Source organism: Streptomyces sp. CT34 (assembly GCF_000805335.1).
In the GTDB taxonomy this organism is placed as follows: domain Bacteria; phylum Actinomycetota; class Actinomycetes; order Streptomycetales; family Streptomycetaceae; genus Streptomyces.
In genome coordinates, this window is sequence record NZ_KN708638.1 from 4,217,736 (window position 1) to 4,236,499 (window position 18,764).

11 protein-coding genes and 3 pseudogenes are annotated in these 18,764 nt (G+C 67.7%); 1 reads left to right on the top strand and 13 read right to left on the bottom strand.

The window, feature by feature from the left end; all coding sequences use genetic code 11:
- Positions 1–33: 33 nt before the first annotated feature.
- From RZ84_RS18450 to RZ84_RS18485, 9 genes and pseudogenes are all read right to left on the bottom strand, one after another.
- The gene (locus RZ84_RS18450) at positions 34–975 is read right to left on the bottom strand and encodes an anti-sigma factor family protein (protein WP_043265225.1); all 942 of its coding nucleotides are present in this window, start codon (positions 973–975) and stop codon (positions 34–36) included.
- Positions 972–1,655, bottom strand: a complete 684-nt coding sequence (sigM, locus tag RZ84_RS18455) for an RNA polymerase sigma factor SigM (RefSeq protein WP_198540009.1) — start codon at positions 1,653–1,655, stop codon at positions 972–974. The genes RZ84_RS18450 and sigM overlap by 4 nt, the downstream gene beginning before the upstream one ends.
- 1,034 nt (positions 1,656–2,689) lie before the next feature.
- Positions 2,690–3,021, bottom strand: a pseudogene (locus RZ84_RS41365) (IS1380 family transposase); the annotation flags it as partial.
- Between the two features lie 22 nt (positions 3,022–3,043).
- Positions 3,044–4,200: pseudogene (locus RZ84_RS18460) on the bottom strand (transposase); the annotation flags it as partial.
- Between the two features lie 7 nt (positions 4,201–4,207).
- Positions 4,208–5,030, bottom strand: a pseudogene (locus RZ84_RS41370) (transposase); the annotation flags it as partial.
- Between the two features lie 448 nt (positions 5,031–5,478).
- On the bottom strand, positions 5,479–5,715 hold the full coding sequence (locus RZ84_RS18470) for a hypothetical protein (RefSeq protein ID WP_241777755.1): 237 nt from the start codon (positions 5,713–5,715) through the stop codon (positions 5,479–5,481).
- 457 nt (positions 5,716–6,172) lie between these two features.
- The gene (locus RZ84_RS18475; RefSeq protein ID WP_043265227.1) at positions 6,173–7,882 is read right to left on the bottom strand and encodes a protein kinase family protein; all 1,710 of its coding nucleotides are present in this window, start codon (positions 7,880–7,882) and stop codon (positions 6,173–6,175) included.
- Positions 7,883–7,989: 107 nt separating this feature from the next.
- Entirely contained in the window at positions 7,990–10,158 is a 2,169-nt protein-coding gene (murJ, locus tag RZ84_RS18480) for a murein biosynthesis integral membrane protein MurJ (RefSeq protein ID WP_043265228.1), read from the bottom strand.
- 46 nt (positions 10,159–10,204) lie between these two features.
- Positions 10,205–12,463 carry a DUF6049 family protein gene (locus tag RZ84_RS18485; RefSeq protein WP_043265229.1) on the bottom strand — a complete coding sequence of 753 codons (2,259 nt, stop codon included), beginning with the start codon at positions 12,461–12,463 and terminating at the stop codon, positions 10,205–10,207.
- Positions 12,464–12,710: 247 nt separating this feature from the next.
- Between RZ84_RS18485 and RZ84_RS18490 the strand changes: the two genes are divergently transcribed.
- The gene (locus RZ84_RS18490; protein WP_043265230.1) at positions 12,711–14,186 is read left to right on the top strand and encodes a CCA tRNA nucleotidyltransferase; all 1,476 of its coding nucleotides are present in this window, start codon (positions 12,711–12,713) and stop codon (positions 14,184–14,186) included.
- Between the two features lie 140 nt (positions 14,187–14,326).
- Here the strand turns inward: RZ84_RS18490 and RZ84_RS35560 are convergent, their stop codons facing one another.
- The 4 genes from RZ84_RS35560 to RZ84_RS18510 form a co-directional block, all read right to left on the bottom strand.
- Entirely contained in the window at positions 14,327–14,917 is a 591-nt protein-coding gene (locus RZ84_RS35560; protein ID WP_043265231.1) for an LppU/SCO3897 family protein, read from the bottom strand.
- Between the two features lie 158 nt (positions 14,918–15,075).
- Positions 15,076–16,338 (bottom strand): MFS transporter, encoded by a 1,263-nt coding sequence (locus RZ84_RS18500; RefSeq protein WP_043265232.1) that lies wholly within the window; start codon positions 16,336–16,338, stop codon positions 15,076–15,078.
- Positions 16,339–16,417: 79 nt separating this feature from the next.
- Positions 16,418–17,500 (bottom strand): inositol-3-phosphate synthase, encoded by a 1,083-nt coding sequence (locus RZ84_RS18505; RefSeq protein WP_043265233.1) that lies wholly within the window; start codon positions 17,498–17,500, stop codon positions 16,418–16,420.
- Between the two features lie 59 nt (positions 17,501–17,559).
- Complete coding sequence (locus tag RZ84_RS18510; RefSeq protein ID WP_043265234.1) at positions 17,560–18,228, bottom strand: PadR family transcriptional regulator; 669 nt, start codon at positions 18,226–18,228, stop codon at positions 17,560–17,562.
- Positions 18,229–18,764 lie beyond the last annotated feature (536 nt).

Sequence of the window (18,764 nt, forward strand, 5' to 3'; positions counted from 1 at the left end):
ATTCCCGGAGTGCCACAGCGCACATCCCGTATCTCAGTCTCGCCGATACGAGTGGGTCAGCAGGACCTTCCCGGGCGCTGGCGGCGAGGCCGAGACGCACGAGGCAGTGACGACATAGGCGGAGACACTCTTCGGGTCGGACGGATGCGGCAGCACCACGAGGAAGGCGTCCTTGCCCTCGTACATGCTGTGGCTCGACGCCAGCGGGGTCTCGGGACGTCCGATGCCCTCACGCACGCACGACGGGACGGTATTGGCCTCGCCGCGCAGCGGCGTTTGGGGAGAGCTGCGGGTCCCGATCTCCGGCACCTTGTGCGACTGCGTGGACGCGAGCAGATCGTGGACATGCGATTCGAGCGATGCGGCGGTCAGCCCGCCCGAACCAGCCGCGCCGGCCGAGGACACGCTGCCCTGCTTGCCGGCCTGGGTGCCGCTGGTAGTGGCGCTCTGCATGAGGAGGCCGCCGATGCCGAACACTGCTGCTGCTGCCACGGTGCCGAGGAGAACCCGGGGCCACAGCCGCGAGCGCGCCGGGCGCCGCGGTGTCTGACGGCCCGGTCCGGAGGCGCCACGGGGCCGGCCGGCCGGGCGGGCGGGAGGCGTTTCGCGTCGGGGCGCTTCCGTTTCGGTTTCACGTGAAACGGTGACGGCGGCCTTCGGTGTTTCACGTGAAACCGTCGACGTTTCACGTGAAACGAGCGACTCGGGCCCGGCAGCGGTGGAGTCCAGCAGAGCCTCGGCCGCGAGGGCCGCATCGATGCGGCCGGCGACATCGGCCGGCATCCGCATCGGCCCGGGGAGCGTGCCGAGCAGCCCCCGGATTTCCTCCAAGGAGGCATAGACTTCTTCGCACAGCGCGCAGGTCGCGAGGTGATCTCGCAGATCCGCGGTGCGAGAGGGCGACAGCAGCCCATCTGTGAGATCGGAGATCTCGGAGACCTCCGGGTGCTCACCCGTGCCGGTCGTCGACGTCACGCTCGCCCACCTCCGCCCTTCACGGCACCTGTTCCCTTCGGTCCTGCCGTCGGTGGGACGGATGTCCCCTGCGCCCGGTTCCTTCCCCCGCTCGCGGGCTTGCTACCCCCGTCGTCGCCGCGCAGATGGGTGACCAAGGGCAGGAGGCGAGCTCGGCCGCGTGAACATCGGCTCTTCACCGTCCCGGTCGGGACGCCGAGGATCTCGGCGGCCTCCGCGACGGAGTATCCCTGCATATCGACGAGCACGAGGGCGGCGCGCTGCTCCTCTGGGAGGGTGCGCAGCGCGCTGAGCAGTTCCCGGTGCAGGTCCTGGCGCTCGGCCGGGAGGGCTGCGGACTCCTCGGGGTCGAGAAGCTGCTCCAGGCGCTCGGTCTCGGCGACCGGAGAGGTGCGGCGCGAGGCGGCTTTGCGGGCCCGGTCCAGACAGGCATTGACCGTGATGCGGTGCAGCCAGGTCGTCACGGCGGACTGGCCGCGGAAGGAGTGTGCGGCGCGATAGGCAGAGACCAGCGCGTCCTGCACGGCATCGGCGGCTTCCTCACGATCGCCGAGGGTCCGCAGTGCCACCGCCCAGAGCCGGTCGCGATGCCGCCGGACGATCTCCCCGAACGCGTCGCGGTCGCCGGCGACATGGCGAGTGAGGAGGTCCTGATCACTAGAATCGTCCAGCAGGCCCACCCATATCCCCCTCTCGCCCAGTGGCGGAATCCTTGAAATGCTGAGCCCCGGAAGACATCGCGGTGAAGATCGTCGACCTGTCGCCGCGTCACCTATGGGCCTCCGAGCTTGCAGCAACCTGACACGCCGCTCTTCATGGTAGGCAGGGACGCGGAGGACTGCTAGGAGCTCATGGATTCGTAGACGTGTGATCTTCCATCTGTGCTCCCTAAAGGGTGCGTAACTGCTTTTAACCCTCGGGAGGAGAATTGCGTCAGTGTCAGCTCATTCTCGTCTTTCTACTCCATCCCGGCTAGCAAAGATCCGAAGTTGTTCGATGAAATTTGCTTCGTGTTGCAATTTCGACTGGCTCGCAGGCCGGAATGGCCCGTGTGTCGCGTTCTCCGTTGCGGATCCGGAATAATCCAACCTCACTCAACGCGACCTGTGGGTGTTTTCGTTACGGCGGCTGCGATCGGTATGACAGCTCTGGCCGCACTTCAAGTGCCCAGGCAAGCAGGCCTGCTGCTGTTCGCAAACTTGGTACAAGGGTGAGGGACGGTGCGGAATGAATAATCCTCTTGTTTGCGTCAACCTTAATTTTGGGGCGCGCTCCATGAAGAATGAGAGCTCCCGATATGCGGCCGTCGCTTACTTAAGGGCAACTGCACCTGGAGGGCGTTTCTCCATTCCTGCAGGTGTGAATCACAACGACTTCACCGGCACGATCCGGAGCTATCACTAGTGCGGAGTTCCCGACGTGCGCCATCCCGATTGAGTACCGTGCATCTGACCAGGCTCGACCGAAAGGGGTGCAGTGCCCCGATTTGGTGACGAATGGGCGCCTGAGCTCGATTCTGGATGAGGGTCCGTTAGCTTTCTGGCGGACGATTTCTGCTCGTTTAGAGAGGAGAAATCTGTTTGTGGGTGGTTTGAGGGCCCGGCTGTCGTGTCGGGTGGGGGCCGGGTTCCACCGCTCCGGGGTGGTGCTGCTCGTAGGGGCGGGACGCTGGTGGTCAGCCAGGGTTCGGGAGGGCGTCGAGTCGTGTCAGTGATCACGTCCGGCCAGGGCCGGTGCCTCGTGAGCCGGAGGATGCGGCGTCGTCCGGTGGTGAACAAGCCGGGCGGCGGAGAACAGCCGCAGCCGCAGGGCAGGGCCTACAGTCTGGGCCTTGCCGGTGAGGGCGAGCATGGGCATCCAGGCGAGTAGGTCCGAGCGAACTGGACGATCTCCAGTCCGGTCTGGCTTCTGTGCGGCGTCGTGGAGGGACAGGTTGCTAAGGCCGAGGGCGCGTGCGGCGCGGATGCGGTGCTCAGAGCGGGCGCGCCGGCTGTGCCTCAGCTCCAGCGCCGCGATCGGAACATTCTTGGTGTTGGTGGCGAAGCAGACACCTCAGGGTTCCAACTCGTCAAGCGGCGGTAGCGAGTTCGACGGGGAAGACGGTTTGTTCGTCGAACCGGTTGCGGTGCTGGAGGCAGTGGTAGGGCTGGTCGAGCATTCGGTGGAAGAGGTTTCTCTGGGCGGCAGCGTGCCAGGCTCCGTGGTCGTCGCGGCGCCCTCGGTAGTGGGCCTTGGCGCCGGGTGAGGCTGTGCTGGCGGAGAAGGCCCAGAGGTGGCCGGCGTGGTCGAGCCGGTCGTTCTTCACCCACCGCCGAGTGATGCTCGACTTCTTGCCGGAGGCCCTGGTGATGGGCGAGGAGCCGGCGTATGCCTTCAGGGCGCGGGCGTCCGCGAACCGGCGCGGTCGTCGCCGATCTTGGCCAGCACCCGGGCGCCGAGCTGGACGCGGGGACCGGGGAAACTGAGGATGATCTCAGCGTCCGAGTGCTGAGGGAACGCTTCCCCACCGCCCTGGCCAGGTTTTCGGCGGCTGTGCAGGCGGCTTCCAGGTGGATCACAAGGGCGAGCATGCGAGCATCTGCTTGCCAGCGCGTCTTCGACCGCGGGTGGCTGGTGGGCCCAGTCGGCGCGGAACACCTCCCGAAGCCGGTCGGCTTGTGTGTTGCGATGCTGCGTTGGCGGCCGGCTCGCTTGAGAGCGGCCTGCGGCTGCGTGCGTGTCAGGGAAGCGGCGCGGGACGGCGTGGGAGCTGCTTTGAGGACCTCAAGGGCTTCCGGGCGGTAAGAGGCCGTTGTTCCAGGGCTCGAAGGCCGCCAGCTTGGTCGGGTAGTAGTAGTAGTACTCGTGCAGCAGGGACCGGAGCTGGTTGGAGATTTGCTGACGGTTCCTGGTGGCGTCCTGCTGGGCGCGGGCCAGGACAGTGACGGTGCCGGCCAAGTTGCTGTCCTGCGGCAGCGGCCGGTGGGCGTGCATGTCGGTGTGCGGGATGTTCGCCAGCACGGGGGCGTAGCCGGAGTCGGACTTCTTGCGCGAGACGCCGTGCCGGTCGTGGTAGCGGGCGGCGGCCATCGGATTGATCGCAAATACCTTGCGTTTGCCGGTCCTGAGCACCGCGACCAGCAGGCCGCGGGAGGTCTCGATGGCGACCGGGATCGGGTTCTCCTCGGTGTCGCCATACTCGGCGAGCAGGTCGAGCAGGATCTTGTAACCGGCCGCGTCATCGGTGAAGGGTCCCGTCGGGGATCTCACCGTCCGGTGCGACGGCCGAGGCCTTCAGGACTGCGGCGTGGGCGGCGTCCGTGATGGGCATGCCGACCAAGACAGTCATCGCCGGTGCCGGGCGAGCCAGGCTACGAGCTCGGTGGGTGCCACCGCCGGAATCGCAGCGGATGAGTGTCTGCCGCCCGCGCCGATAGCGTGTGATCACTTGCAGTGTTGGAGCCCGCGTTCCCCGGCCACAGCAGTCCCGCCACTGGCTCTCCGGTCCCGTCTCGGCCGTGGTCGACGAACCCCATCAGCGGGGGCCGAAGGCCTTCTTTCAGGTCGTGGGCTTCCTGCTTGTCGGAGTGCGCGATGACGAGCACCCCGTCGAGGTCCAGGACCACCTGCCCACCGGCGTTCGGCGCTGAGGCGACAACCAACTTCCAGACTCGCTGGCATACTTCGGCGCGGGCGGTGCGGATCGCGGCCAGGGCACGCTTGCCGCCTGAGTGAGTCGATCAACCGGGAGACGGTCGGATCGGGGCCATCGGCCCGAACACGTCGGTTTCCGGCCGCAGCACGCCCATGTCGGCCAGACAGACCCCGCCGACGGCGACCGCGAGCGCGACATCCAGCAGGCTCTTGCCCGCATCGTGCACTGCCCGCGGATTGTGCCACGGTGACAGCGCCGTCGATATCGCCTGATCCGGAGCGGTCTTGCGGGCCGTTGCGATCAACAGCACGGCGCCGCTCTGCGGGACCACCCGCGGACACCTGGCTTCAGATTCTCCTCGCGTCAGACGCGGGCGATGTACTACTCGACATACCGAATCTTGGTGCGGTCCACGGTCCACGCGGACACGTCGGCCAGTTCGGTGGTGTCCTTGCGGCGATGTCCCTCGCCCGCCGATAACACGAGGTGGGCCCCAGGAGCCATGTCGGTCGGCGCATGACGCCACCAACTTGCCGGACTCCTCTACCTGTTCAGGGAAACCATCCATGCCCTGGGTCCAAAAAGATGAAGCACTTCAGGTGATAGGAACCAGAGCACAGGGGGCTATGGGAGTCAGTTCTGTAGGTTCCGCAGTGGCGAAGCGAGGCGTTTTCTCGGTGCGACTGTGGCCAGAGCTCCTCTTGTCAGCTCCGGCTGACCTGCCGCCAGTTCTCTCCCGTATCTCGGGAGAACCTCAATCCGAATTCCTGCCCGGTGCGAAAATGGTGCACCTGCGTGCTGGAGCTGATGTCTTCGTGGACGGAACGATGGCCTTCCGATTCGTCGGAAGGCCATCGCACCTTGTGATGCTAGCCGCGTCCCTGAGTGTCCTGGGCGACGACGAAGTACTTGCCGCACTCGCCCCCGAACCTCCACGTTCCGCGACCTATCCACGCGCCGTATATCGTCTTGCCGTTGCTGCAGTCAGTGACGGCGCGCGCCTGGCCGCTCTTGACGGTGCAGGTGGCGCTCCAAGAGTTGACGGTCTGCTTCCAATTGCCACAGCTGTAGTTGCCGGCGGCGGACGCGGGGGTGGCGGTTGCCAACCCGCCGATGAGGAACGTAGTGGCCACAGTTGCCGTTGCGGCATGGCGAAACGCAGTGCGCTTCAAGACAGCCTCCCCTAGGTGCCCGGTCGGGCGAATGTTGATGGTTGCGCACATTTCAGTGAGCGCTAATGATCACCATAGAACAGCGCTGTGGCCTTTATGGTTCGGGGTGCCGTGGTGGGGGCAGGGCGAGGGTGGCTTCGGCGATGAACTCGTCGAGCGGAGCCGGTCGGTACGCATCCTCGCGGACGCCCCACGTGATACCCCGTCATCTCGTGAGGCTCCGAAGCTCCATGCTGACCAGCAGCGATGGCGAACTGCAACTGGAGTATCGGGCGGTTCACGGACGCAAGCCCCACGGGTTGCGTCCTTTGACCGGCCGCTTGTCATGAAGCATCCATCAACAAATCCTAGTCGGATTTCTATGGGCTCCCTGGGGTGATATTCCGTAAGGTCAGCCGAGGATTTGGATTTCCGAAATGCCGCCCCGGAACCAATCGGATGTTCCATCAGTGGGAAGTTCCGTAATGTGGATCAGTACGTACCGAGACTGTACTGACTGATCGAGTTTCACGTCCAGCCGGTCACCAGCCTTTTGGGACTTGGAAAGACGTTGTGAGAAATCGCTGAGCTTCGTCGGGCTCTCTGTGGAAGGCGCCGCTGCACGGATGTCCACAGTCTGGCCTGGTCGATACATGCTGACGTGTATCTCGGAGATGTCCCTGGTGCTTCCGAGGTCAACGATGATGCCGCTGCCGTCTGCGCGCGACGGCAGGTTTCCGAAGTTTGGCCAGCTCTTAAAACGCTTTGTCACCCAGGCGGTACTTGGGTCGTTGTCCGTAGCGTTGTGCGCTTGTTCCCCCGAGAAAGGCGCGGACAAGGGGGAGAACTCTGTGGCGCCCTTGATTGGGAGGGGCTTTGCCGCGGGCTTCTTCGCGCCGCCGCTCGGCTGTGAGGTTCCCGGGCCTTCCTCGTTCTCCCGCTTCAGCAGGGTGTCCGCCAGCTGCCAACTGCCCAGGCCCAGCGCCGCGATGAGCAGCGCGGAGACGGACCACTTCAACGCCCGGCCGGTACGGCTCTGAAGCGGTGGCGGCGGCGGAGTGATCGCCTGCGCCGGCCGGCCGGACTGGCCGCTGCGGGTCGACGACTGGCCGTACGCGCCCTGCTGGTGGCCGTTGCGCGGGTACGGCGGCGGGGTGGAGAACGCGGTCTCCGGAGGCCGGATGCGGGGCATCGCGGCGACGGCCTTGGCCAGCTCCTCCGGCGTGGTGCACGGCTGTTCCTGGCGCGAGGCGGTGGCACCGTCGTTGTTCACCGCGCGCATGGCGAGCTCGGACAGCCCGCGGTGGACCCCTGCCCGCACCTGGTCGGGCGCGATCAGCCCGACGCCCTTCGGCAGGCCGGTGAGGCCGTAGGCGTCGTTCTCGTACGGCCAGCGCTGGGTCAGGGCGGCGTACAGCAGGGCGCCGATCGCCTCGGTGTCCGTGCGCTGCGGGTGCTCGCACGTGATGCCGCGGAGCGCCGCCATGACCGCGAGGCCGCGGATGCGGTACTGCCCGGACTCCGTGCGCAGCACCGAGCCGGGGGTGAGCCGCAGATGGGCCAGACCCTCGCGGTGCGCGGCGGCCATGGCCTGGGAGACCTGGCTGACGAGCTGGTAGGCGTCGTGCGGCTCGAGCGGGCCGGAGGCGAGCACGGTCGTCAGCTCGGTGGCGTCCGGTAGCCACTCATGGACGACATAGACGAGGTCGTTCTCCTCGACGGCGTCAAGGACCTGAACGAACCGGGGGTCGCCGAGGAGCGCGGAGGACCGGGCCGCCGAGAGTACCGGGCGGGCCCGCGGATGGTCGGCGGGCAGGACGTGCACGCCGACGGCGCGGCGCAGCTTCTCGTCGACCGCGCGCCAGCTGCTGAATCCGTCCAGACGGGTGACACACTCCTCGAGGCGGTAGCGTCTCGCGAGCTTGTGGCCGCTGTGCAGTTCCGGTGGCTTGGAATCGGTAGCCTCGGCACCCTTTTCATCGGTGCGCGCGGCGTGCTGTTCCTTGCCGGATACCTTCTCGGCCTCCGCGCCGTCGCTCGTGGCCTGACCCGCCTTGGCGGTCAGCGGCTCCTCGCCGCCCCTGTCGGCCACGTCGACGGCAGCCGTGCTCCGTTCCGCCACCGTCGTTCCTGCCTCCCCATCCGTTGCAGGCTCAATGAGCCAAGACAATTGTGCCCACAGTCCGCCACTATGCACGACACACGGTGGCAGTCGATGGTTGTGCTCCGTCAGCGCCCCAGCTTGGACCGGACCATGCCGACCAGGGCATTCAGCTCTTCGATCCGCATTTTGCGTGCGGCAACGTAGAACACGGCCAGAAGTGCGGCGGCACCGCCGATGAGACCGGCCAGCGAGCCGACGAATCCGCTGCCGAGGGCCTGCATGACGCCGTACACCACGGCCCCGGAGATGATCGTGGCAGGGATGCTGGCGCCGGCCAACCGCGCGTACGTCCGCACGACGTGCGCGGTGTCCAGGTCGCCGCCCATCCGCTTGCTCAGCCGGCGCCAGGCCACGCCGACGCCGATGACGTAGGCGAGGCCGTAGGAGGCCGCCATGCCGATCACGGCCCAGCGGGCCGGCAGGACCAGGAAGCAGAGGGCGGAGGCGGCGGCGTTGACGGCGGCGACGATCACCGTGTTGTAGAAGGGGGTGCGGGTGTCCTCGTACGCGTAGAAGGCGCGCAGGACGACGTACTGCACCGAGAACGGGATCAGCCCCACGCCGAAGGCCATCAGCATGTACCCCATCGGGATGCCGGCGCCGGACGAGCCGTAGACCAGCGTGCACAGCGGGATGCCGAGGGAGAGGAAGCCGAACGAGATCGGGACGATGGCGACGGCCGAGGTGCGCAGGCCCTGGGACATGTCGTCCCGGACCGCGCCGGTGTCGCCGTCGTGCGCGGACCGCGCCAGCCGGGGCAGCAGTGCCGCCATCACGGAAACGGTGATGATCGCCTGAGGCATGTTCCAGATCAGCTGGGCGCTGGCGTACGAGATGAAGCCGGTACCCGGGTGGCCCTGCTGGTCGGCGGTGTTACCGGCCCAGGTCGAGAGCTGGGTGACGACCAGGACGCCCGCCTGGTTGGCGAGGACGAAAAGGACCGTCCACTTGGCGAGCTTGGCGGCCTTGCCCAGGCCGTGGCCGCGCCAGTCGAAGCGCAGCCGGAGCTTCAAGTCGGCGTCGCGCAGATACGGGATCATCGCCAGCGCCTGGACCACCAGGCCCAGCAGGGTGCCGATGCCGAGCAGCCGGATGCCTTCGGTGGGGATGGTCGTGACGCCGATGTGCGAGGTCTTCGCCGTGCCGTAGACCCAGATGAACAGGCCGAAGGTGGCGATCATGACGATGTTGTTGAGGACCGGGGTCCACATCATCGCGCCGAAGCGGCCACGGGCGTTGAGGATCTGCCCCATCACGACATGCAGACCCATGAAGAAGATCGTGGGTACGCAGTAGCGGGTGAAGGCGACGGCGACCTCGTTGGCCGCCGGATCGCGGGAGATGTCGAACGAGACCAGTTTGACCAGCAGCGGCGCCGCGAACACCGCAAGTACCGTCAGCGCGCCGAGGACCACGATGACGAGGGTCAGCAGCCGGTTGGCATACGCCTCGCCGCCGTCCTCGTCCTCCTTCATCGCGCGCACCAGCTGCGGGACGAAGACGGAGTTCAGGCCGCCGCCGATGGTCAGGATGAAGATCATCGTCGGCAGCTGGTAGGCGACCTGCCAGGAGTCGCCGAGCACCGCGCCGCCGAGCGCCGCGACGATCAGCGCCGAGCGGACGAAGCCGGTGAGCCGGGACACCATGGTGCCGGCGGCCATCACCGCGCTGGACTTCAGCAGCCCGGAGGCGCGGCCACCGGACTGCTTGCCGGCCGCCGCCACGGGGGCGGGCTCGGGTTCCGCCGGGGCCTGCTGCGGTGCGGGCTCCGGACCGGGCGCCGCGGCGGCCACCGGCTGTGCGGCGGGGGCCGGCGCCGGGCTCGGTGCCTCGTAGGGCTGCTGCTGATCCCGGAAGAGATGCGCGAACGCGTCCTGCTCGGGACGCCCGCTCTCGCCCTGGGCGGTCAGCTCCTCGCCACCGGCGAACTGCATCGTCTCGGCGGCATCGCCGTACGAAAGATCGTGGGCCTGGGCCTGGGTCTGGGCCTGCGGGGCGGGCGGCTGCTGGTAGAGGGGGTGCGCGGGCTGTCCCTGCGGAGATGCGGCCTGGTCGTAGAACGCGTCAGCCGCCGGATCCTGGCCCGTCGGGTCCTGCGTGTGCTGCGGGTCGTTGCGGTAGGAGTCCTGGACAAAAGGGTCCTGGTCCGCGGGCAACGGCGGCGTCGGAGGGACCGCCCCCGAGGGATCGCCATGGGCGCCCCGGCCGCGGCCACCGTCATACGGCGCATTCATCGCTGCCCCACCTCATCCGTCGCCGGCCATCCGGCCCCGTCACGTATCAACGGTCCACTTTCTCACCTGTGCCGGACGGGCCGGACTTTTCCGATCCGGTGTCCGGCGAGCGGTCACTCGGCTGCTCGGGCCTGTCGCCGCCCGTTCCGCCGTTGTCGCCGTTCGCGTCTGCTGCGCCGTCGGAACCGTCGTTGTCCTCGTCGTCGGGTCCTTCCCCGGCGTCCTCGGTGGCGGCGCGCTTGCGCTGGAGGTAGATCCGGACGCCGGCGAGGACGAGCAGCAGCACACCGCCCGCGATGACGAGCATCACAGTGGCGGTGATCTCCGTGACGTTCACCTGGAACGTCATGGGGTCACCGTAGGGCTTGCCGTCCGCGGTGTAGAGCTGGGCCGTCACCCAGGCGCGACCGTTGGCGTTCGCCGTGGTGTCGAACTTGAAGGACTGGCTGTGCCCGCCGTCCACCTTGATCTGCTGTGACGGCCCCACGTCCAGGCGGTTGGGCTGGGACGAGGTCAGCCGCAGGGTCATGCCCTCGACGCCCTGGAGCAGGTTGTTCTGGACCGTCACCGGAATCGTGGCGCTGCGCCCGGAGAGGGTCGCCTCCGACTTCTGGATCAGGTGCACCTTCTTGGTCAGACCGCCGAGGTAGCTGCGCACCGAGTCGCGGAAGCTCGCGGCTCCCTTGGGGTCGCCCCGCCACTCCGTCGACATCTCGCGCATTATGGCGTTGCCGAACGGGGTGACCACGCGTTCGGGCTGGGCCAGGATCACCTGGAAGTCGTCGAGCGCGGCCTGGGTGTCCTGGATCTGCCGGAAGGCGTCGGTGGGGAGCTCCTGGCGGCGCAGCGAGGACGGGTAAGCGGCGCGGCTCGGGATCTGGCGGCTGGCGGCGGGGTCGGGCTTGGCCTTGGCCGCATCGCCGAGCTTCAGCGGCTGGGTCCAGCCGGCCGACTCCAGGTTCCGCAGCGCGCCGGCCATCGTCTCGGCCTGGCTCGCCGACGGCATCCGCTGCGGCGCGACGACGATGCTGCGCTGCTGCTCCGGGTCCTGGAGGCCGATCATCTGGGCCTGGGCGAGGAACTCCTGGATCGCGCGGCCGGCGTTCCCCGGCTTCGACATATCGCCCTCGAAAGCCCGGGAGAGCTGCTCGTCGGTGACGATGGCCGTGTTGCCGCCGCCGATGGGCCGGGCCGCGGTCGGGGTGTAGGGCAGGCCGCTGTCGCCCAGGCTGTCGCTGCGCGTGATGACGTTGTGTGCACCGGCCGACGTGGCGACGTCGACGACCGAGGAGTCGATCGCGCCGTTCACCGGCCAGGTGAAGTCGGTGCGCGGCTTCACGCCGAGGATCGTGTCCACGGTCTTCGAGGCGAGTTCGGTGGCCGGACCGAGGTGGCTGAGCGCGCTGGGCACGCTCTTGCCGTGGTGGGCGAGGGAGGCAAGATCGGGGTCGCCGAAGGGCAGGGCGACGACCTCGTGCCCCTTCACGGCGTCTTCGAGATCGTTCAGCCACTGCTTGGCGACGGCCTGGTTCTTGCCCATCGGGCCGTCCGGACCGTTCACCCGGTACGGCTTGGTCATCGCGTCGGCGGTCGCGAGCAGGTCGGGATCGATGACGAAGGTCACCGGGAGGTTCTTGCCGAGCGTGACCATCTGGTGCAGTCGGCCGCCGGGCGCGATCTCCTTCGCGAGATCGTCGTTGCGGAAGACCGGTGTCTGCTGGGCGTCGGCGCCGGTCTCCGCGGTGAGGTGCGTGGACGAGATCAGCGGCCACAGGTACGTGAGCTGGGTCTTCTTGGCCGGGGCGGCGTCCTGCCAGGGGAGGAAGGTCCGGTCGATGCCGAGGACCTGCTCGTACGAGGAGTTCTGGGTGTGCCCGGACAGCGTGACGCCGAGCGGATACACACCGTCGTTGCCGAGGTCGAGGTCCTTGACCGGCACGCTGAGGGTGAACGGCTTGCTGGTGCCCGGATCGAGCTTGTCGATCTTCTCGGTGTGCCCGTCGATCTCCTTGCCGTCGGCGCCCGGCTGATATCCGGTGCGCTGTGTCACGGCTTCGATGGAGCTGCGGTCGCTGAGTGCGGAGCCGCGGTGGAGTCCGACATGCGCGTCGGTGACCGGGGCCTTGCCGTCGTTGGTGAGCGTGCCGGAGACGGTGACCGTGTCGTCCTTCCCGGGGGCGGACGGGGACATCGCGTTGATCGTGACGCTGACCGTGCGGGAGCCCGTCGGGGCCGCCTGGGCGGAGGGGGGGTGCGGGAGCTGCAGCATTCCCACGAGCAGGGGCACTCCGGTGAGCAGTGTCACGGTCCTGCGCAGCCATCGACCACGCGGCCGTTCAGTCCCCTGGAACCCTGCCGCATCGGCCACGCGCTCGCCCGTCCCTCGTCGTCGTCAGTGGTCGTCGGAATGTGCGTCCACGAATGGTAACGAGGCCCGGCACGCCGTAGTGCCGGGGAGTGCTCCACATGATCGCCAAGCCGGGGCCGCTCACGCCTGTCCCCTTTTCATGACGTGACGCCGGCCGCGGCGCGGCCACGTACCCTTTTCTGTTGTGCCGAACGCCAACAATGACTTCCCCACCCCGCGGTCCGAGCGGGCTCCGCAGCCGACGAACGCGCTCAACCACGTGCAGCGCCGTGCCGTGAGCGAGCTGCTGCGGGTGTCCCCCGTCGCGGACGACCTGGCCCGTCGCTTCCAGGAGGCCGGGTTCACGCTTGCCCTGGTCGGCGGGTCGGTCCGGGACGCGCTGCTCGGCCGGCTCGGCAACGACCTGGACTTCACCACCGATGCCCGGCCGGAGGACGTGCTGAAGATCGTCCGGCCGTGGGCGGACGCGGTCTGGGAGGTCGGCATCGCCTTCGGCACGGTCGGCTGCAAGAAGGAATCGTTCGACATCGAGGTCACGACGTACCGTTCCGAGGCGTACGACCGCACCTCGCGCAAGCCCGAGGTCTCCTACGGCGACTCCATCGCGGACGATCTGGTCCGCCGGGACTTCACGGTGAACGCCATGGCGGTACTGCTGCCGCAGAAGGAGTTCGTCGATCCGCACGACGGCCTGGAGGACCTGGCTGCCCGTGTGCTGCGGACCCCGGGGACGCCGCAGGAGTCGTTCTCCGATGACCCGCTGCGGATGATGCGTGCGGCTCGCTTTGCCGCGCAGCTGGACTTCGAGGTCGCCCCCGACGTCATCGCCGCGATGAAGGCGATGTCGGACCGTATCGAGATCGTCTCCGCGGAGCGGGTGCGCGACGAGCTGAACAAGCTGATCCTGGCGGCGAACCCGCGCCAGGGGCTGCGGCTGCTGGTGGAGTCCGGGCTGGCGGACCGGGTACTGCCCGAGCTGCCCGCGCTGCGCCTGGAAAGTGACGAGCATCACCGCCACAAGGATGTCTACGAGCACTCGCTGACGGTCCTGGAGCAGGCCATGGGCCTGGAGGAGAACGGGCCGGATCTGGTGCTGCGGCTGGCGGCACTGCTGCACGACATCGGCAAGCCCAAGACGCGGCGCTTCGAGAGCGACGGCCGGGTCTCCTTCCACCACCACGAGGTGGTGGGGGCGAAAATGACCAAGAAGCGCATGTCCGCTCTGAAGTACTCGAACGACATGATCAAGGACGTTTCGCTTCTGGTGGAGCTGCATCTGCGCTTCCACGGATACGGGACTGGTGAGTGGACGGACTCCGCGGTCCGCCGCTACGTACGCGACGCCGGCCCGCAGCTGGAGCGCCTGCACAAGCTGACGCGCTCGGACTGCACCACACGCAACAAGCGCAAGGCCGCGGCCCTGTCGCGTGCCTATGACGGGCTGGAGGAGCGTATTGCGCGGCTCCAGGAGCAGGAGGAGCTGGACGCGATCCGCCCGGATCTGGACGGCAACGAGATCATGCAGATCCTGGGCATCAGCCCGGGACCCGAGGTCGGTAGGGCGTACAAGCAGATGCTGGAGCTGCGGCTGGAGCACGGCCCCATGGAGCGGGAGGCCGCGGTGGCCGCACTCAAGGAGTGGTGGGCTGCTCAGGGCTGAGACCGCTCAGGCCGCGCGAGCGTGAAACCGTCGATGTTTCACGTGAACGGGAACGCTGTTTCACGTGAAACGGCCGGTCGTGAACCGCCGTGTTTCACGTGAAACAGCGCCCTCGCGGTGTCCTGGGAGGGGCCTCTTAGCTACTTGATGTCCTGAAGGCAGAGCACAAAGCGGGTGGTGCCACCGTGGCGGCGGTGCTGGGTCTCCGCATAGGTCGTGTCGGTCTTGGGGCAGAGAGACCTGTCCGTGGTGTTGGCGTGGACTGCCGTCACCTTGAACTTGGCCTCTGCGGTGCCGCAGCCGACGACCTTGAGATCGGGATTGATCTCGTTGCCGCTGTTCTTCATGCAGTCGCCGACCTTGGCGGTGTCGGCGTCGTTCCACGAGCTCACCCAGGCCACCCCGATACCGATCAGGGCGACGGCGACGAAGATGCCCTTCACGATCGCCTTGGGCGACCGCTGCGGACGCGACGGTTGCGGCGGTACGGGCGCTCCGCCCTGCATGTAGGGCTGCTGCGGTGCTTGCGGATACCCCTGCTGCGGCGGCTGACCGTACGGTGCCTGCGGCTGCTGGGGGTGGGCGTATCCACCCTGAGGCTGACCGTAAGGAGCCTGCGGTGCCTGAGGAGCCTGCGGGTAGGCGGCCTGGCCGTACGGCTGCTGACCGTATGGCGGCTGGCCGTACGGACTCTGGCCGTAGGGATTCGGGCCCTGAGGCGGCGTGGTCATGGGATTCCCCCGATAAGGAAGTGTCCGGAAGTGAGGTGCCCAGACGCGTAATTGACGCCCGTACGGTATCTGCTCCCGCGCTGCCGCACGGGCGAGGGGCGCCAATCGGTGAGGGTGAGACGGCCAGCGCCTGTCCGATCCGGACCTACCGGGCAGCCCTAGTGGCGTCCGAACCCCTTGCGGGCCAGTATCGCGGCGACCGCGGCGTAGAGCACGGCCACGACGACGATGAGTACGGCTGACTTCCCGTCGGGCGGCAGCATCAGCGCGGCGACCGCGGCGGCACCGACGAAGGCGATGTTGAACAGCACGTCGTAGATGGAGAAGACCCGGCCGCGGAAGGCATCGTCGACCGACGACTGGACCACCGTGTCTGTGGTGATCTTGGTCCCCTGTGTGCCCAGACCGAGGACGAACGCGGCGACCAGCATGGGCGCCGGATGGAAGAAGAGGCCGAGCGCGGGCACCAGGACCGCGCCTGTCGCGGCGCAGAGGGTGATCCAGCCGAACGGGGTGAGGCGCCCGACCGCCCACGGGGTGATCACGGCAGCCGCGAAGAAGCCGGCTCCTGACACGGCGACGGTTATCCCGAGCAGTGCCAAGCCCTGGGATTCGGTACGGGACCAGGCGTACCGGCTCAGCATCAGCACCATGACCGTCAGCGCGCCGTAGCAGAAGCGGATCACCGTCATCGCGGTCAGCGCGCGGGTCGGGACGGGCCGCTCGGCGAGGTGGCGCAGACCGTCCATCAGACCCTTGACGGTGCTCAACAGGGCCTCGCCGAGGTGCGGTTGGAGCACCGAGGGGTCGGGTCCGAGGCGCTGCGGCGTCATCCGCAGGGCGGTGAGGGCGGAACAGAAGTAGAGGAACGCGGCGAGCAGCACGACGAACGCATCCACGTCCGAGCCGGCCAGCCGTACCGCGAGGGCGAGCGCACCCCCGGCCGTCATGGCGAGCGTTCCGGCCGTGGGCGCAAGGGAGTTGGCCATCACCAGCTGCTCGCCGCCGACGACGCGGGGAAGCGAGGCGGAAAGCCCCGCCAGGACAAAGCGGTTCACGCCTGTGACCGAGAGGGCCGAGGCGTAGAAGAGCCAGTCCGGGACCTTCACCGCGATCAGCACGGCCGTCGCCACCGCGAGCAGGGCCCGCAGCAGATTGCCGTACAGCAGGACCTGACGCCGGCGCCAACGGTCCAGCAGCACGCCGGTGAACGGCCCGAGAAGGGAGTACGGCAGCAGCAGGATCGCCATGGCGGAGGCGATCGCCTCGGGCGACGCCTGCTTTTCGGGCGAGAAGACGACGAACGTGGCGAGCGCAACCTGGAACACCCCGTCGGCGGCCTGGGACAGGAGCCGTGCGGCCAGCAGCGTCCGGAAGTCGCGCAGCCGCAGTAATACGCGGAGATCGCGCACAGCATGCATGAGGCACAGCCTCACACAGCTCACCGGCCTCCGGGCGGAATACCCGGAGGCCGGCGGAACGAGGAGAGCGGCGAGTGCCTCAGCGCTCGACGTCGCCCCGGATGAACTTCTCGACGTTCTCCCGCGCCTCGTCGTCGAAGTACTGCACCGGCGGCGACTTCATGAAGTACGAGGAAGCGGAGAGGATCGGGCCACCGATCCCCCGGTCCTTGGCGATCTTCGCGGCGCGCAGCGCGTCGATGATGACGCCCGCGGAGTTCGGGGAGTCCCAGACCTCGAGCTTGTACTCCAGGTTCAGCGGGACATCGCCGAAGGCGCGGCCCTCAAGGCGGACGTAGGCCCACTTGCGGTCGTCCAGCCAGGCGACGTAGTCGGACGGGCCGATGTGCACGTTCTTCTCGCCCAGCTCGCGGTCGGGGATCTGCGAGGTGACGGCCTGCGTCTTGGAGATCTTCTTGGACTCCAGGCGGTCGCGCTCCAGCATGTTCTTGAAGTCCATGTTGCCGCCGACGTTCAGCTGCATCGTGCGGTCCAGGATGACGCCCCGGTCCTCGAAGAGCTTGGCCATCACGCGGTGCGTGATCGTGGCGCCGACCTGCGACTTGATGTCGTCACCGACGATCGGCACACCGGCCTCGGTGAACTTGTCCGCCCACTCCTTGGTACCGGCGATGAAGACCGGGAGGGCGTTGACGAACGCGACCTTGGCGTCGATGGCGCACTGGGCGTAGTACTTCGCCGCGTCCTCGGAGCCGACGGGCAGGTAGCAGACCAGGACGTCGACCTGCTTGTCCTTGAGGACCTGGACGACATCGACCGGGGCCTCCGCGGACTCCTCGATCGTCATGCGGTAGTACTTGCCCAGGCCGTCGAGTGTGTGGCCGCGCTGGACCTGCACGCCGGTGTTCGGCACATCGCAGATCTTGATGGTGTTGTTCTCGCTGGCGCCGATGGCGTCCGAGAGGTCGAGGCCGACCTTCTTGGCGTCCACGTCGAAGGCGGCCACGAACTCGATGTCGCGGACGTGGTAGTCGCCGAACTGCACGTGCATGAGGCCGGGCACGCGGCTGTCGGGGTCGGCGTCCTTGTAATACTCGACGCCCTGTACCAGCGAGGCGGCGCAGTTGCCCACGCCGACAATGGCTACGCGAACCGAACCCATTCCGGTTGCTCCCTGTGTTCTCGATGGGGCCCTGTACGGCAGGGCCCCATGTGGTGGTGTCATTCGGACGGATCCGGCCGGGAACCGCCCCGGTGCCGGGGCAGGCCGTCCGCATCTCCTGACGGGGTGTTCTTGTCCCGCTCCGTGGGACCCGGTGCGCGCTGATCGCGCCCGGCGCGCTCACTCTCGATGAGCTCGTTCAGCCAACGGACCTCGCGCTCCACGGATTCCATGCCGTGCCGCTGTAGTTCGAGGGTGTAGTCGTCCAGCCGCTCACGGGTCCTGGCCAAGGAGGTGCGCATTTTTTCGAGGCGCTCCTCCAGCCGGCTGCGGCGGCCTTCCAACACGCGCATCCGTACGTCCCGCGACGTCTGGCCGAAGAACGCGAAGCGGACGCCGAAGTGCTCGTCCTCCCACGCATCCGGCCCGGAGTGGGTGAGCAGCTCCTCGAAGTGGTCTTTGCCCGCCGCGGTCAATCGGTAGACAATTTTTGCCCGGCGCCCGGTGAGCGCCGTGGCGGGAACACCGTCCGGGGCGCCGCCCGTTTCCTCTACGAGCCAGCCGTTCGCGACCAGCCCCTTGAGGCAGGGGTAGAGGGTGCCGTAGCTGAACGCACGGAAGACCCCGAGCGAGGTGTTGAGCCGCTTGCGCAACTCGTAACCGTGCATGGGGGATTCGCGGAGCAGGCCGAGGACGGCGAATTCGAGGACGCCGGAACGCCTGCTCATCCTCCGCCTCCTTGGCCCTGTGCGGTCTTTATCTCGTGCTGATGTATCGACTCGATACATCCAGACGATAGAACGGCACCCTGGGCGGAACAAGGGTGGGGACGGTGAACGGCGTCACATCACTTATTCGTGCGACGTAACCTGACTGTTTTGGAGTGAATTTCAACACTGGGCAGGTTTTGGCCGTGCGTAGTCTGTGCGGCATGCAGACTGCCGGGAACCGTGGGCCGATACGTGGCGTCCCTGACCTCGGTGTAGTGCGGCCCGCGCGTCAGGAGCGGGTCGTGCATCGGGGGGACCTGAAGACAACTGCCGCCTTCAGGCGACGAGAGAGCGCGCCTGCCCGAGGAGTATTCGTTCCATGAGCGAGCACCGTCGCAAACCGCCACAGCCACAAGGTGGCGGACGTGCCGCGGCCAGACGTGCCGCACAGCAGTCATCAGGGCGGCGTGCCGCCCCTCCGCATGGCGCTGTTACGGGTTCTACGTCCCAGGCCCCCGAGGACCGGCCGCCGGGAGGGCGTGCCGAGGCCCGGC